This is a genomic window from Streptococcus sp. 959 (assembly GCF_013277075.1).
GTDB lineage: Bacteria > Bacillota > Bacilli > Lactobacillales > Streptococcaceae > Streptococcus > Streptococcus pseudopneumoniae_C.
Window position 1 is genome coordinate 23,392 of sequence record NZ_VMMF01000015.1, and the last position, 14,067, is coordinate 37,458.

10 protein-coding genes and 2 pseudogenes are annotated in these 14,067 nt (G+C 37.1%); all 12 read left to right on the top strand.

Features of this window, described 5'->3' with window-relative positions; translation table 11 throughout:
- Positions 1–7: 7 nt before the first annotated feature.
- Entirely contained in the window at positions 8–1,783 is a 1,776-nt protein-coding gene (locus tag HT717_RS05030) for a V-type ATP synthase subunit A (protein WP_000191783.1), read from the top strand.
- Positions 1,784–3,169: a V-type ATP synthase subunit B gene (locus HT717_RS05035; RefSeq protein WP_000111248.1), complete on the top strand. Its 1,386-nt coding sequence runs from the start codon at positions 1,784–1,786 to the stop codon at positions 3,167–3,169.
- Positions 3,170–3,191: 22 nt separating this feature from the next.
- Positions 3,192–3,803, top strand: coding sequence for a V-type ATP synthase subunit D (locus HT717_RS05040; protein ID WP_000251932.1), 612 nt, complete (start codon positions 3,192–3,194; stop codon positions 3,801–3,803).
- Between the two features lie 90 nt (positions 3,804–3,893).
- A pseudogene (locus HT717_RS05045) lies at positions 3,894–4,292 on the top strand (ATP-binding cassette domain-containing protein); the annotation flags it as partial.
- Positions 4,293–4,887: 595 nt separating this feature from the next.
- Positions 4,888–5,187: a hypothetical protein gene (locus tag HT717_RS05050; RefSeq protein WP_000869760.1), complete on the top strand. Its 300-nt coding sequence runs from the start codon at positions 4,888–4,890 to the stop codon at positions 5,185–5,187.
- Positions 5,177–5,665, top strand: coding sequence for a hypothetical protein (locus HT717_RS05055; RefSeq protein WP_173304565.1), 489 nt, complete (start codon positions 5,177–5,179; stop codon positions 5,663–5,665). Before HT717_RS05050 ends, HT717_RS05055 begins: the two co-directional genes overlap by 11 nt.
- A pseudogene (locus HT717_RS05060) lies at positions 5,665–7,541 on the top strand (type IV secretory system conjugative DNA transfer family protein). Before HT717_RS05055 ends, HT717_RS05060 begins: the two are co-directional and overlap by 1 nt.
- A gap of 20 nt (positions 7,542–7,561) precedes the next feature.
- Positions 7,562–7,804 carry a hypothetical protein gene (locus HT717_RS05065; protein WP_000627865.1) on the top strand — a complete coding sequence of 81 codons (243 nt, stop codon included), beginning with the start codon at positions 7,562–7,564 and terminating at the stop codon, positions 7,802–7,804.
- A gap of 16 nt (positions 7,805–7,820) precedes the next feature.
- Positions 7,821–8,675: a conjugal transfer protein TrbL gene (locus tag HT717_RS05070; protein WP_001054259.1), complete on the top strand. Its 855-nt coding sequence runs from the start codon at positions 7,821–7,823 to the stop codon at positions 8,673–8,675.
- Positions 8,676–8,728: 53 nt separating this feature from the next.
- Entirely contained in the window at positions 8,729–9,088 is a 360-nt protein-coding gene (locus tag HT717_RS05075; protein WP_001097589.1) for a PrgI family protein, read from the top strand.
- Complete coding sequence (locus HT717_RS05080; protein ID WP_173304567.1) at positions 9,039–11,396, top strand: AAA family ATPase; 2,358 nt, start codon at positions 9,039–9,041, stop codon at positions 11,394–11,396. The genes HT717_RS05075 and HT717_RS05080 overlap by 50 nt, the downstream gene beginning before the upstream one ends.
- 11 nt (positions 11,397–11,407) lie before the next feature.
- Positions 11,408–14,067, top strand: a 2,660-nt coding sequence (locus tag HT717_RS05085; protein WP_173304569.1) for a phage tail tip lysozyme, incomplete at its 3' end; no start/stop codon positions are given.

Genomic DNA, 14,067 nt, shown 5'->3' on the forward strand with positions numbered 1-14,067 from the left:
AATAACTTTGACTCAAGGGAAGATTATAAAAGTATCGGGACCTCTAGTTATTGCATCAGGTATGCAGGAGGCTAATATTCAAGATATTTGCCGTGTAGGTAAGCTAGGGTTAATCGGTGAAATTATTGAAATGAGAAGAGATCAGGCATCTATCCAAGTCTATGAAGAAACATCTGGTCTTGGTCCGGGAGAACCTGTTGTTACAACTGGAGAACCTCTATCGGTTGAATTAGGGCCAGGATTGATTTCTCAAATGTTTGATGGCATACAACGCCCATTAGATCGATTTAAATTGGCTACTCATAATGATTTTCTAGTTCGTGGGGTAGAAGTTCCAAGTTTGGATAGAGATATTAAGTGGCATTTTGATTCCACTATAGCAATTGGTCAAAAAGTGAGTACGGGTGATATTCTTGGAACTGTCAAGGAAACCGAGGTAGTTAATCATAAAATTATGGTTCCTTATGGAGTATCTGGAGAAGTCGTTTCTATTGCATCTGGCGATTTTACAATTGATGAAGTTGTATATGAAATAAAAAAATTGGACGGTAGTTTCTATAAAGGAACGCTTATGCAAAAATGGCCTGTCCGCAAGGCGCGTCCTGTTTCTAAACGTTTAATTCCAGAAGAACCATTAATCACAGGTCAACGAGTTATTGATACATTCTTTCCAGTAACCAAAGGGGGAGCTGCAGCAGTACCTGGACCATTTGGAGCAGGAAAGACAGTTGTACAACACCAAGTAGCTAAATTTGCCAATGTTGATATTGTTATTTATGTCGGTTGTGGAGAACGTGGAAATGAAATGACGGATGTACTGAATGAGTTTCCTGAGTTGATTGACCCTAATACCGGACAATCAATTATGCAACGGACAGTTCTGATTGCTAATACTTCAAATATGCCTGTTGCTGCTCGTGAGGCTTCAATTTATACAGGAATTACCATGGCTGAGTATTTTCGTGATATGGGCTACTCTGTCGCCATTATGGCTGATTCAACTTCACGTTGGGCAGAAGCGCTACGTGAAATGTCAGGACGTCTAGAAGAAATGCCTGGTGATGAGGGTTATCCTGCTTATCTGGGAAGTCGTATCGCTGAATATTATGAAAGAGCAGGACGTTCTCAGGTTCTAGGGCTTCCAGAACGTGAAGGAACGATTACTGCTATTGGTGCTGTATCGCCACCTGGTGGAGATATTTCAGAACCAGTTACTCAAAACACTTTACGGATTGTGAAAGTTTTTTGGGGGCTTGATGCTCCGTTGGCACAGCGACGTCATTTTCCTGCAATTAACTGGCTTACATCTTATTCACTATATAAAGACAGTGTGGGCACTTATATAGATGGTAAAGAGAAGACAGATTGGAATAGTAAAATAACTCGTGCGATGAACTACTTACAACGGGAATCTAGTTTAGAGGAAATTGTTCGTCTTGTTGGAATTGATTCTCTGTCTGATAATGAACGACTAACGATGGAAATTGCTAAACAAATTCGAGAAGATTATTTGCAACAGAACGCCTTTGATTCGGTAGATACATTCACTTCGTTTGCAAAACAAGAAGCAATGCTAAGTAATATCCTAACTTTTGCTGATCAGGCAAATCATGCTTTAGAGTTGGGTTCTTACTTTACAGAGATTATGGAAGGTACCGTGGCAGTTAGAGACCGTATGGCGAGAAGTAAATATGTTTCAGAAGATAGATTAGATGAAATCAAAATTATATCAAATGAGATTACACATCAAATTCATTTGATATTAGAAACAGGAGGTCTATAAATGAGTGTTATAAAAGAATACAGAACTGCTAGTGAAGTTGTTGGGCCTCTTATGATTGTTGAACAAGTAAATAATGTGTCTTACAATGAGTTAGTTGAAATTCAACTTCATAATGGAGAAATTCGTCGTGGACAAGTTTTAGAGATCCACGAAGATAAAGCAATGGTTCAGCTTTTTGAAGGATCTAGTGGAATAAATTTAGAAAAGTCTAAAATTCGTTTTGCTGGTCATGCATTAGAATTGGCCGTATCTGAGGATATGGTTGGTCGTATTTTTAATGGGATGGGAAAACCAATTGATGGTGGACCAGATTTAATTCCAGAGAAATATTTAGATATTGATGGTCAAGCTATTAATCCTGTATCTAGAGATTATCCAGATGAATTTATTCAGACAGGGATCTCCTCTATTGATCATTTGAATACTCTTGTACGTGGTCAAAAATTACCAGTATTTTCAGGTTCGGGCTTACCTCATAATGAATTAGCTGCTCAGATAGCAAGACAAGCGACTGTTTTAAATTCTGATGAAAATTTTGCGGTTGTATTTGCAGCAATGGGTATTACTTTTGAAGAAGCTGAGTTTTTTATGGAAGAACTCAGAAAAACAGGAGCGATCGATCGTTCGGTTTTATTTATGAACTTGGCAAATGATCCTGCAATTGAGCGTATTGCAACTCCCCGCATTGCTTTAACTGCGGCAGAGTATCTAGCTTTTGAAAAAGATATGCACGTTCTAGTTATCATGACGGATATGACCAACTATTGTGAAGCGTTACGTGAAGTCTCGGCAGCTCGCCGTGAAGTTCCAGGGAGACGAGGCTATCCGGGATATTTATATACAAATTTATCAACTCTATACGAAAGGGCTGGTCGCTTAGTTGGTAAAAAAGGTTCGGTGACACAGATTCCTATTTTAACAATGCCAGAAGATGACATAACACATCCAATTCCTGATTTAACTGGATACATTACTGAAGGGCAAATTATTTTGTCGCATGAGTTGTATAATCAAGGTTATCGTCCACCAATCAATGTTTTACCTTCTCTCTCTCGATTAAAAGATAAGGGTTCTGGAGAAGGTAAAACTCGTGGAGATCATGCTCCAACTATGAATCAACTGTTTGCAGCCTATGCCCAAGGGAAAAAGGTTGAAGAGTTAGCAGTAGTATTAGGAGAATCGGCTTTATCTGATGTAGATAAATTGTATGTGAGGTTTACAAAGCGTTTTGAAGAAGAGTACATAAACCAAGGATTTTATAAAAATCGAAATATAGAAGATACGTTGAATCTTGGGTGGGAATTACTATCAATTCTTCCTAGAACAGAGTTAAAACGTATCAAAGATGATTTGCTTGATAAATACTTACCTTTGGTAGAAGTTTAATCCGGAACTGGAGTGATTATCTATGGTACGTTTGAATGTAAAACCAACTCGTATGGAATTGAATAACTTAAAGGAACGTTTGAAAACAGCTGAACGTGGACATAAGTTATTAAAGGATAAAAGAGATGAATTGATGAGGCGATTTATTTCTTTGATTCGTGAGAATAATCAACTTCGGAAAGAAGTAGAAAGTTATCTAATTGATAATCTAAAATCCTTTGCAGTTGCTAAATCATTAAAGAATTCTCAAATGGTGGAGGAATTATTTTCAATTCCATCGAAAGAAATTGAATTATTTGTTGAGAAAGAAAATATCATGAGTGTAACAGTTCCTAGAATGCATATGAATATTACTTCTCAAAATGAGAACAGTGAATACAGCTATTTATCTTCTAATAGTGAAATGGATGATGTATTTGCTACAATGAATAGTTTAATTGATAAATTACTAAGACTGGCAGAAGTTGAAAAAACGTGTCAGTTAATGGCTGATGAAATAGAAAAAACACGTAGACGTGTAAATGGTTTAGAATACTCGATTATTCCAAACTTGTCGGAAACTATTCATTATATAGAATTGAAACTAGAGGAGGCAGAAAGAGCCAATTTAGTTCGTATTATGAAAGTGAAGTAGATCCTTTATTTAGATTATTAATTAGATGAACAAAATATCAGCTTGGATAAGGCTTTTAGCCTTTCTAAGCTTTTTTTATTGACAGTATCAGGATATCTTTTTCAAAATTTTGGTTTGTTAGATAATGAAAACGTTTCTACTAATCTAGATTTAGGATTAGTAAATCGTAAATGTAATTATAAAGAAAAAGATAAGTTAAAAAAAGATATATTAGCAAGAGTTGGTCTAACTCATTTTCATCTTGAACAAAAGCATTTTGAATTGTCTGGCGGTGAAGCACAACGTGTTGCTTTAGCGAAAATCATTCTTAAAAATCCACCATTAATACTCGCGGATGAGCTGACTGCATCACTTGTTCTGATAACTTCACAAGGAATTATGAAATTATTATTAGATCTGAAAAATGAAAATCGTCTAATCATCATTGCAACTCATAATCCCGATATTTGGAATCAAGCAGATGAAGTTATAAATTTAAATCCATTATAGTTACAGTCAATATATATCTTCTATATTTTAAAGTTATTTTATCTGAATCCGTAAAAGTAGTTCAATCTTGTACTGCTTTTTTCTTTTACGACTTACGCGGTTTGGTTTCATGAGCAAGCCCCTCAAAGTGAACTAATAACAAATCATTAGAAGTTATAGTGATGAAATTTATGTAACGGAAGTAGAGCGAATTGCTGAACCATTAAATAAGTATCTCTCGAAGTAGAAGCGTATATTTTGACTTTTAGTTTTATAGAATGGTAGTTTGAAAATGTAAATGATAGCTACTGTTCATAAAACATAGAAGGTACGTACGGTGTTTTGAGAAGAGCTAGAAATTAGCACTTACCTTATTATTCCAACAACCTCAAAAATGTGATAAAAATTTCAACTACTCTTATCTATAATAAAGCTACCTGTTCTTTGAAAATTGAATCCACTCCGTCTTGATTAGCGTGCCTGTGTAAGTAGGGACTGAGAGTACTTCCCTGTGAAGGGCAACTGGCACAAGACGTGTGTGAGAATTTTCTAACAGACACGGAGTTTATCGTTACCAGACTTAAACGATGCGACAAACTAGATAAAGGAGTTAATCATGAAGGTAGTAAACTTGTATGATTTGAAACAAATGGGAAATAAAGGTGGTTGTACCATCCAATTGATTCATCACTTTCCTTTTGGTATGGGCTTAGGACATCTCAAAAAAGACTACATTGAATTTAAACGTGTTGGTATCGTTGATGGGAAAGCAGTAGAAGTTACTCTTCGAGAACCTTATTCGAGAGATCTACTGAAGGTTGTCAAGTCGATTAAGCAACGTCAGAAATTGATAGCTTATCGTTATAAAGAAGGAAAGCTGCTATTTGTGAAGAAGGAGGCATCAGATGTCCTCTGAACAACAGGAACGAATGGCAGTTCAATATGCAGAGCGTAGTCTTTTATTTACTGTAAGAAGTCTCTTAAAGATTCTAGAATGGTCTAGACGTCAGGCTTTAGCACAGGATTCCGCCTATAAGATAGGGGTGCAGAAATTAGAAGAATTGCTACAATCTCCTTATTCGATTGATACGATTAATCTGAAAAAAGATTTTTTAGACAAACCAATTGATATAGAGAAATTTAAAGCTTTTTTAGAAAAAGAAGAGATTCCTTTAGCCATTGCTTGGCAAGGGGATTCTCTACATTTCTACGCGAAAGACCGTTCGATTTTAGACAATCATTTAGACCATCTGTTAGAAAAAATGGTTAATGATCCGAAGAAATTAGCTGATTTTACCATGGATAAGTCATTGGACGATGCAATTGATGAGGCTAAATCCCAAATTACCTTTAGACAAGAAGGGGCCGTCAAACAGAAAGAGATGGTGAGATGATGTACAGTGGAAAGAAATTCCTACTATTCTCACTGTTAGGTATCTTACTAGGTTATCTTTTTCATCGTTTGACGCTTTTGTATGATTCCTATACTGGAAATAGCTTAGATAAATGGACTCATCTTCTGATGGAAGGTCAAGATGAAGTTTTTCAGTCGCCATGGAATGTTTCTTTTACTGGAAAATCAAGTGCTTTTTTTCTACTAGGCTTTGTGATGATGTTGCTGGTTTATCTCTATCTAGAGACTGGTAAAAAACAATACCGAGAAGGGGTAGAATACGGGAGCGCCCGTTTTGGAACTCTAAAAGAAAAGAAGCTCTTTTACGGTAAGGAATTTTCTCATGATACGATCTTAGCACAAGATGTTCGTCTGACATTATTAGATAAAAAACCACCCCAATATGATAGAAATAAGAATATTGCGGTGATTGGAGGTTCAGGAAGTGGGAAGACATTTCGCTTTGTGAAACCCAATCTGATTCAGATGAATAGTTCAAATATTGTAGTGGATCCTAAAGATCACTTAGCTGAGAAAACTGGAAAACTATTTTTAGAACATGACTACCAAGTAAAGGTGTTAGATTTAGTCAATATGAAGAACTCAGATGGCTTCAATCCTTTTCGCTATATAGAGACAGAAAATGATTTGAATCGCATGCTGACGGTTTATTTTAATAACACCAAAGGCTCTGGATCTCGTAGTGATCCATTTTGGGATGAAGCTTCTATGACTTTGGTACGAGCTTTAGCCTCCTACTTGGTCGATTTCTATAATCCACCTAAAACAAGAGAACAGCTCATAGAAGAAAGTCGTTTAAGTCAAAAGGAATACCAAAACTTGTTGAAACGTAAAAAAAAGAAGTGGAAGAGCGAAAAAAACGAGGGCGTTATCCAAGTTTTGCTGAAATCTCAAAACTCATTAAACACTTATCCAAGGGTGAAAACCAAGAAAAAAGTGTCTTAGAAATTCTATTTGAAAATTATGCTAAAAAGTATGGAACTGAAAATTTTACCATGCGAAATTGGGCAGATTTTCAAAATTATAAGGATAAGACTCTGGATTCTGTTATAGCTGTAACCACTGCTAAATTTGCCCTCTTCAATATTCAAAGTGTCATGGATTTGACCAAAAGAGATACCCTTGATATGAAGACATGGGGCCAGGAAAAATCAATGGTTTACTTAGTTATCCCAGATAACGACAGTACCTTTCGCTTTCTTTCAGCCCTCTTTTTTTCAACCGTATTTCAAACCCTAACAAGACAAGCAGATATTGATTTTAAGGGTCAATTACCTCTTCATGTGAGAGTCTACTTAGATGAATTCGCAAATATCGGAGAAATCCCAGATTTTGCTGAACAAACCTCAACAGTCCGCTCTCGTAATATGAGTCTCGTTCCTATTCTACAAAATATTGCCCAACTTCAAGGGCTCTATAAAGAAAAAGAAGCTTGGAAAACCATTTTGGGGAACTGTGATAGCTTAGTCTACTTAGGTGGGAATGATGAAGATACCTTTAAATTTATGAGTGGGTTACTCGGTAAACAAACCATTGATGTTCGAAATACTAGTCGTTCCTTTGGCCAGACAGGTTCAGGATCCCTTTCTCATCAAAAGATTGCTCGTGATTTAATGACACCTGATGAAGTCGGAAATATGAAACGGCATGAATGCCTGGTTCGAATTGCCAATATGCCTGTCTTTAAAAGCAAAAAATACAATTCAACTAAGCATCCAAACTGGAAGTACCTAGCCAATCAAGAAACCGATGAACGGTGGTGGAACTATCAAATCAATCCTTTAAATCAAAGACAAGAAAATCATCTTGAAGGCCTTAGAATTCGTGATTTAACTTTTGAATCTAGTTTAAAATAAAAATAGAAAAGAGGAAATAGATGATTACGCATTTTAAAGGTTTTGTTTATGGAGTAGACGCAAGTGCTATGTTTGCACAAGCTATGTCTTTGTTACAGAAGGGATTGATTGCGGTTGGTGCCTTTCTCGTTGTTGTGGGGATTGTCAACCTTGCAACCAACATTAAAGATGGTGGACCAGGTGTTCGGAATGCCATTCTTGAAATTGTCGGTGGAGTTATGGTAGGGGCTGCTGGAGCCTTTGTAACCCAGATTTCAATTTAGGAGGATAAACAATGACATGAATCTTAGTTTAGTCTCACCCTTTGTTTACCTTGCATCTGAAAAAATATCAGCTGAAAATTTATTTGAAGGATTTAATGTAGATTTACAATCTACGGTAGATCTGATTAAATCTCTATCTAGCTACAATCCAACTGTTTGGACTTATATGTCTAGTATTACTAAAAGTGTCATGCAGCCTCTTGGAGTTGCGATTTTATCAGTTGTTCTCATCTTAGAATTTTCGAAGATGGCAAAGAAAATTGCTAACTCAGGTGGAGCGATGACTTTTGAAGCATTAGCGCCGATGTTGATTAGTTATATTATGGTCGCAGTTGTAATTACCAATACTACCGTTATTGTAGAAGCTATCATCGGGATTGCGAGTCACGCCATTGAACAAGTGGCTTCGATTGTGGCTCACGGTGGGGCAAAGTATGATACACTCTCTGGATTAAAAGGTTCAGGATTTATTGGCCGGATGATTGTGGGCTTTTTCGCCCTCCTCATTTGGCTTGTTCGGATAGTAAGTGCAGCCATGGTTAATCTTTTGGTATCTATTCGATTTATTCAACTCTACCTTATGATTCCATTTGCCCCTCTTACGATTCCAACATTTTTAAGTGATGAATGGAAGTCTATTGGTATTGGCTATTTAAAAAATATTATGGTTTATGCGGTACAAGGGGTTCTCATTTTTCTGATTGTTTCTCTTGTTCCTTTGTTTGAATCTGCTGGGAAAATAGCTGTTTCAAATGGTGCAGGAGTCTTGCAATCACTTGCGATTATGTTTGGTAGTTTGGTACAAGCTATCTTACTGATTATTGCCCTCGTTGGTTCTCAACGTACGGCTCGCTCAATTTTAGGTATGTAATTAGATAAAGGCTAGGAAGTGATTGCTTCTTAGCCTTTTTAGAAAGGAAAGTCATGAATACACGTGTCTTTAAAGACATCTCAAAATACCAACACAGGGCTTGGTTAGGCTTCACTACAAGGCAAATCATCTTTGTCCTACCAGCCTTTATTGTCACAATTATTGTTTTGGGCTTGAATCTCTTTTTCTGGCAATTTGGAGATTGGTTTGTTTACGGTTTTGTGTTTGCCTTTACCATCCCCCTCATGCTTTTTGGAGTCTATAAACCCAATGATTTATATTTTGAACATTATTTGAAATACCGTCTTCATTTTGAATTAACGGTTCCCCTACGCACAATTACAGGAAAGAAAGGACCTGAACATGAAAAGAAAATCAAATACATTAAAGAAACAAAAAACTTCAACGACTAATAAAAAGGAAGAAGTTAAAGATAAAAAAGAGGAAGTGTTACCATCAACGGCTAATACTCTTTCCTATCAAGCCTTGTATCAAAATGGTCTGATGCAGGTAAAGGAAGATTATTTTTCACAAAGCTATTTACTTGGTGATGTCAATTACCAGACCGTTGGTTTAGAAGATAAGGGCGCAATCATTGAGAAGTATTCTGATTTGATTAATTCCTTAGATGACCAAACCAACTTCCAATTGACCATCTTTAATAAAAGATTGAATTTAGAAAAGTTTAGACAAAGTGTTTTGTATGAGGAAAAAGAAGATGGATATGATACCTATCGTAAAGAATTGAATCGGATGATGAATCAGAATTTAGACAGTGGTGAAAATAATTTTTCAGCTGTGAAACTGATTAGCTTTGGTAGAAAGGATTCTAATCCCAAACAAGCCTATCGTTCCTTGTCCCAAATAGGAGAATATTTCAAGAGTGGTTTCTCAGAAATTGATGCACGATTTGAATCCTTGGCTGGAGAAGAGCGTGTCAACTTGTTGGCAGATATGCTTAGAGGAGAACACCATCTTCCTTTTTCTTACCGTGATTTAACGAGATCTGGTCAGACAACTCGTCACTTCATAGCGCCTAGTCTCTTAGATTTCAAAAACAAGAATTACCTACAAATCAATGACCGCTTATTGCAGATTGTCTATGTGAGAGATTATGGCATGGAATTAGGGGATCAGTTTATCCGAGACCTCATGCAAGGAGATTTGGAATTGATAGTGAGCCTTCATGCTCAAAGTTCGACCAAGGCAGATGCCATGAAGAAACTACGAACAAAGAAGACCTTAATGGAATCCCAAAAGATTGGGGAACAACAAAAACTAGCTCGTACAGGTATCTATTTGGAAAAAGTAGGTCATGTATTAGAAAGCAATATCGATGAAGCTGAAGAACTCTTAAAAACCATGACAGAGACAGGAGATAAACTATTTCAAACAGTCTTTTTGATTGGTGTTTTTGGTCAGGATGAAGAAGAACTTAAACAAGCCCTAGACACGATTCAACAAGTGGCCGGCTCAAATGACCTAATGATTGATAAACTTCCATATATGCAAGAAGCAGCCTTTAATAGTTTGCTGCCATTTGGTTGTGATTTTTTAGAGGGAGTATCACGGAGTTTATTAACATCTAATGTAGCAGTGAACTCACCTTGGACCTCAGTAGACTTACAAGACCGTAGTGGGAAATATTACGGTATCAATCAAATATCAAGCAATATTATTACCATTGATCGAAGCCTATTAAATACACCGTCTGGTCTGATTTTAGGAACATCTGGAGCTGGTAAAGGGATGGCAACCAAGCATGAAATTATCACGACCAAAATCAAGGAATCTGGTGAAAATACTGAAATTATCATCGTGGATCCAGAAGCAGAATATAGTGTCATTGGCCGGGCTTTTGGAGGAGAAATGATTGATATTGCGCCAGATTCCCAAACCTATCTCAATGTCCTTGACTTGTCTGAGGAAAATATGGATGAAGATCCTGTAAAGGTAAAATCAGAATTTCTTTTATCCTTTATTGGCAAGTTATTGGATAGAAAAATGGATGGAAGAGAAAAATCGATTATCGACCGAGTTACCAGACTCACCTATCAGTCATTTAAAGAGCCTTCTTTGGAAGAATGGGTCTTTGTCTTGAGTCAACAACCAGAAGAAGAAGCGCAGAATTTGGCGCTTGATATGGAACTGTATGTCGAAGGTTCGCTTGATATTTTTTCACATAAGACCAATATTCAAACAGGATCTAATTTCTTAATCTATAATGTTAAAAAGTTAGGAGATGAGCTGAAACAAATCGCTCTTATGGTTGTTTTTGATCAGATATGGAATCGTGTCGTTCGGAATCAAAAATTAGGGAAGAAGACCTGGATTTATTTTGATGAGATGCAGCTTCTCTTATTAGATAAATATGCCAGTGATTTCTTCTTTAAATTGTGGAGTCGTGTCAGAAAATATGGAGCCAGTCCGACTGGAATAACTCAAAACGTCGAAACCTTATTGTTAGATCCAAATGGTAGACGGATTATTGCAAATAGTGAATTTATGATTCTCCTCAAGCAAGCAAAAAATGACCGAGAAGAACTAGTTCAACTCTTAGGCTTGTCAAAAGAACTCGAAAAATACCTTGTCAATCCAGAAAAAGGGGCAGGACTGATAAAAGCTGGTTCAGTTGTCGTACCCTTTAAAAATAAGATTCCTCAAGGTACTCAATTGTTTGATATCATGAGTACGGATCCTGATAAAATGGCTTCTAACTAAGGGGAAGTAGAATGAAGGATAAAAGAAAAATCATACGTGCCCGAAAGGCATTTAGAAGAAGTCTAAAAGATGAGAAGAAATTCTTGAAACAAGGAAAGAAGGAGGTGAAGAAACAGAAAAAAGATTCCGCTGTACTGGATGAAAAAGCATGGAAAAAAGAGATAAAAGAAAAGCTAGAGGAGATGAGAGAAGCTTCAAAGGAGAGAGTAAAACAAGCAAATGAAGACTACAATCATATTCTTCAAAATAGTCCTCCATCTCTTTTGAATCGAAAAGAATTAAGAGACAGACGGTTGCCTCATGCTAGGAAACGATTGAAAATAGCCAAGAAGCAATTTAGAGAAGCCAAGGTAGAAGCAAAAGAAGAAAGAAAAGAGAGTCGTAAAGAAAGAAAAATCAATCAAAAATTTCTCTACGGTCAGGAATCGAAACAAAAATCTAATTTTTTCTTTCAAGGGAAGAGTTTAGAAGAATTAAAAGCTAAGAAAGAAGTCAAGGCCGCCAAAGAAAATTTAAAATCTACTAAACAAGCCTATAAATCCAAAAAGGTTAGTAGGAAAGCCAAAACTTTCCTTTATGTCCTTGGACGTGAAGGTGGAGAGTTAGCTTCAGAAAATGAAGATTTAGAAGGCTATCGCACACTTCAAGAGACCATTAGAAAAGGGAAACGCTACAGTCGGCTTTCTTATAATCTTGGAAAAGCTAGTGTCAAAACAGGACAAGCAACAGGTCGTTTTACCAAGAAAAGGCTGACCAACACAAAAGAGCGATACCATCATTTTAAGGATGGAAAAGGATGGAAACTAGCGAAAGATAATCCAAGTTCCTTTAAAAATCGGTATCGAAAATTAAAGAAACAAGGTCTTACAAGTGTCCGAAATATCTATCAAAAACTAAAAGCAGCCTTTTCCTTCTTTACATTTGCGGCTGGGAATCCTGCAACATGGATAGTTGGAGGAATAGTCTTTCTTCTTTTACTTATGATGAGCTTCTTTTTAGGTTTTTCATCTGCTAGTTTGATTCAACAAGATGAATTTGAATTAACAAAAGCTTATACCCACCTAACTTGGGAAGACGCAGAACATACTCGTACAAATGACAAAGGCATTACCTATTACACAAAAGTTGATGATGTGATGGGGTATATGAATTTTAAATTCCATGACTATGAGTTACACAAACCAGTTCACTTATTTAGTTCAGAAACTTACAAGGATTATCTATCTACTTTGTGGCATGATTTAAACGATGGGGAAGATTTGAAATCCATGCAAGACCTTTATGAAACTCCTAAGTATAAACTCTCGAAAGACGATCAAGAGGAAATGAAGGAACTAAAAGAAGAAGGTGTCTATGCTTCCATGCAGGAATTGGACAATCCGTTTGAGGGACAAAGCAACGAAGATAGTTTAACCATGACTTATCGTTATGGATACTATGATTTAGACGGAAAACCTACTCTTCAGGAGTACATTCTATTAGAAGCGAAGGCTCACCAAACGATTGTCGCACCAATGGATGGAGTTGTATCTCTAGATGGAGATGATGTTATTCTCACTAACGGAAAAGGAGAGAATGAGAGTCGATTGACCTTGCATTCTATTCATAATGGCCGTGCGATTGAGGGGACAAGAGTCCTAACGGGTGATGTTATTGGTGAAACACCAGACGATACAGGCTTGAAAATTTCCTATCAAAAGTATAAGAACAAGAAAGACAAATTGGTGTATGTCAATCCGCAATTTTATTTTCCAAAAGTCATTCAACTTCAGACAACTATCTTACCTGCCATTGGTCAGTTTGGTGGGGATGAGTTTGAACGAGCAAAACATATTTATGAGTTTTTGAAATCTCAAGGGGCAAGTCCCCAAGCCATTGCGGCTATTTTAGGAAATTGGTCGGTAGAATCTTCTATCAATCCTAAACGAGCTGAAGGGGATTATTTATCTCCTCCAGTTGGCGCTACCGATTCCTCATGGGATGATGAAAGCTGGTTAGCGATAGGAGGGCCAGCCATTTATAGTGGTGCTTATCCTAATATCCTTCATAGAGGTTTGGGGTTAGGTCAATGGACGGATACCGCAGATGGGTCAACACGTCATACAGCTTTGTTAAATTATGCACGCACCCAAAATAAGAAATGGTATGATTTAGACCTCCAACTTGATTTTATGCTTCATGGGGATAGTCCTTACTATCAAAGTTGGTTAAAGGATTTCTTTAAAAATACGGGTAGTGCAGGCAATCTCGCCCAACTCTTCCTTACCTATTGGGAGGGAAATTCTGGTGACAAACTACTGGAAAGACAAACTAGAGCAACGGAATGGTATTATCAAATTGAAAAAGGCTTTAGTCAAACAAATGGAGGACAGGCAAAAAGTGACCCACAATCCCTTGAAGGGGTTCGTGGGGACTTGTATGATCATTCTGTTCCTGGTGGTGGAGATGGTATGGCCTATGCCTATGGACAATGTACATGGGGTGTTGCGGCTCGTATGAACCAGTTAGGATTAAAGCTAAAAGGTAGAAACGGAGAGAAGATTTCAATCATTAATACCATGGGAAATGGTCAGGACTGGGTTGCGACAGCTTCAAGTCTTGGTGGGGAAACTGGCTCTACACCAAGAGCAGGTGCCATTGTTTCTTTTGTGGGAGGTACACATGGCACACC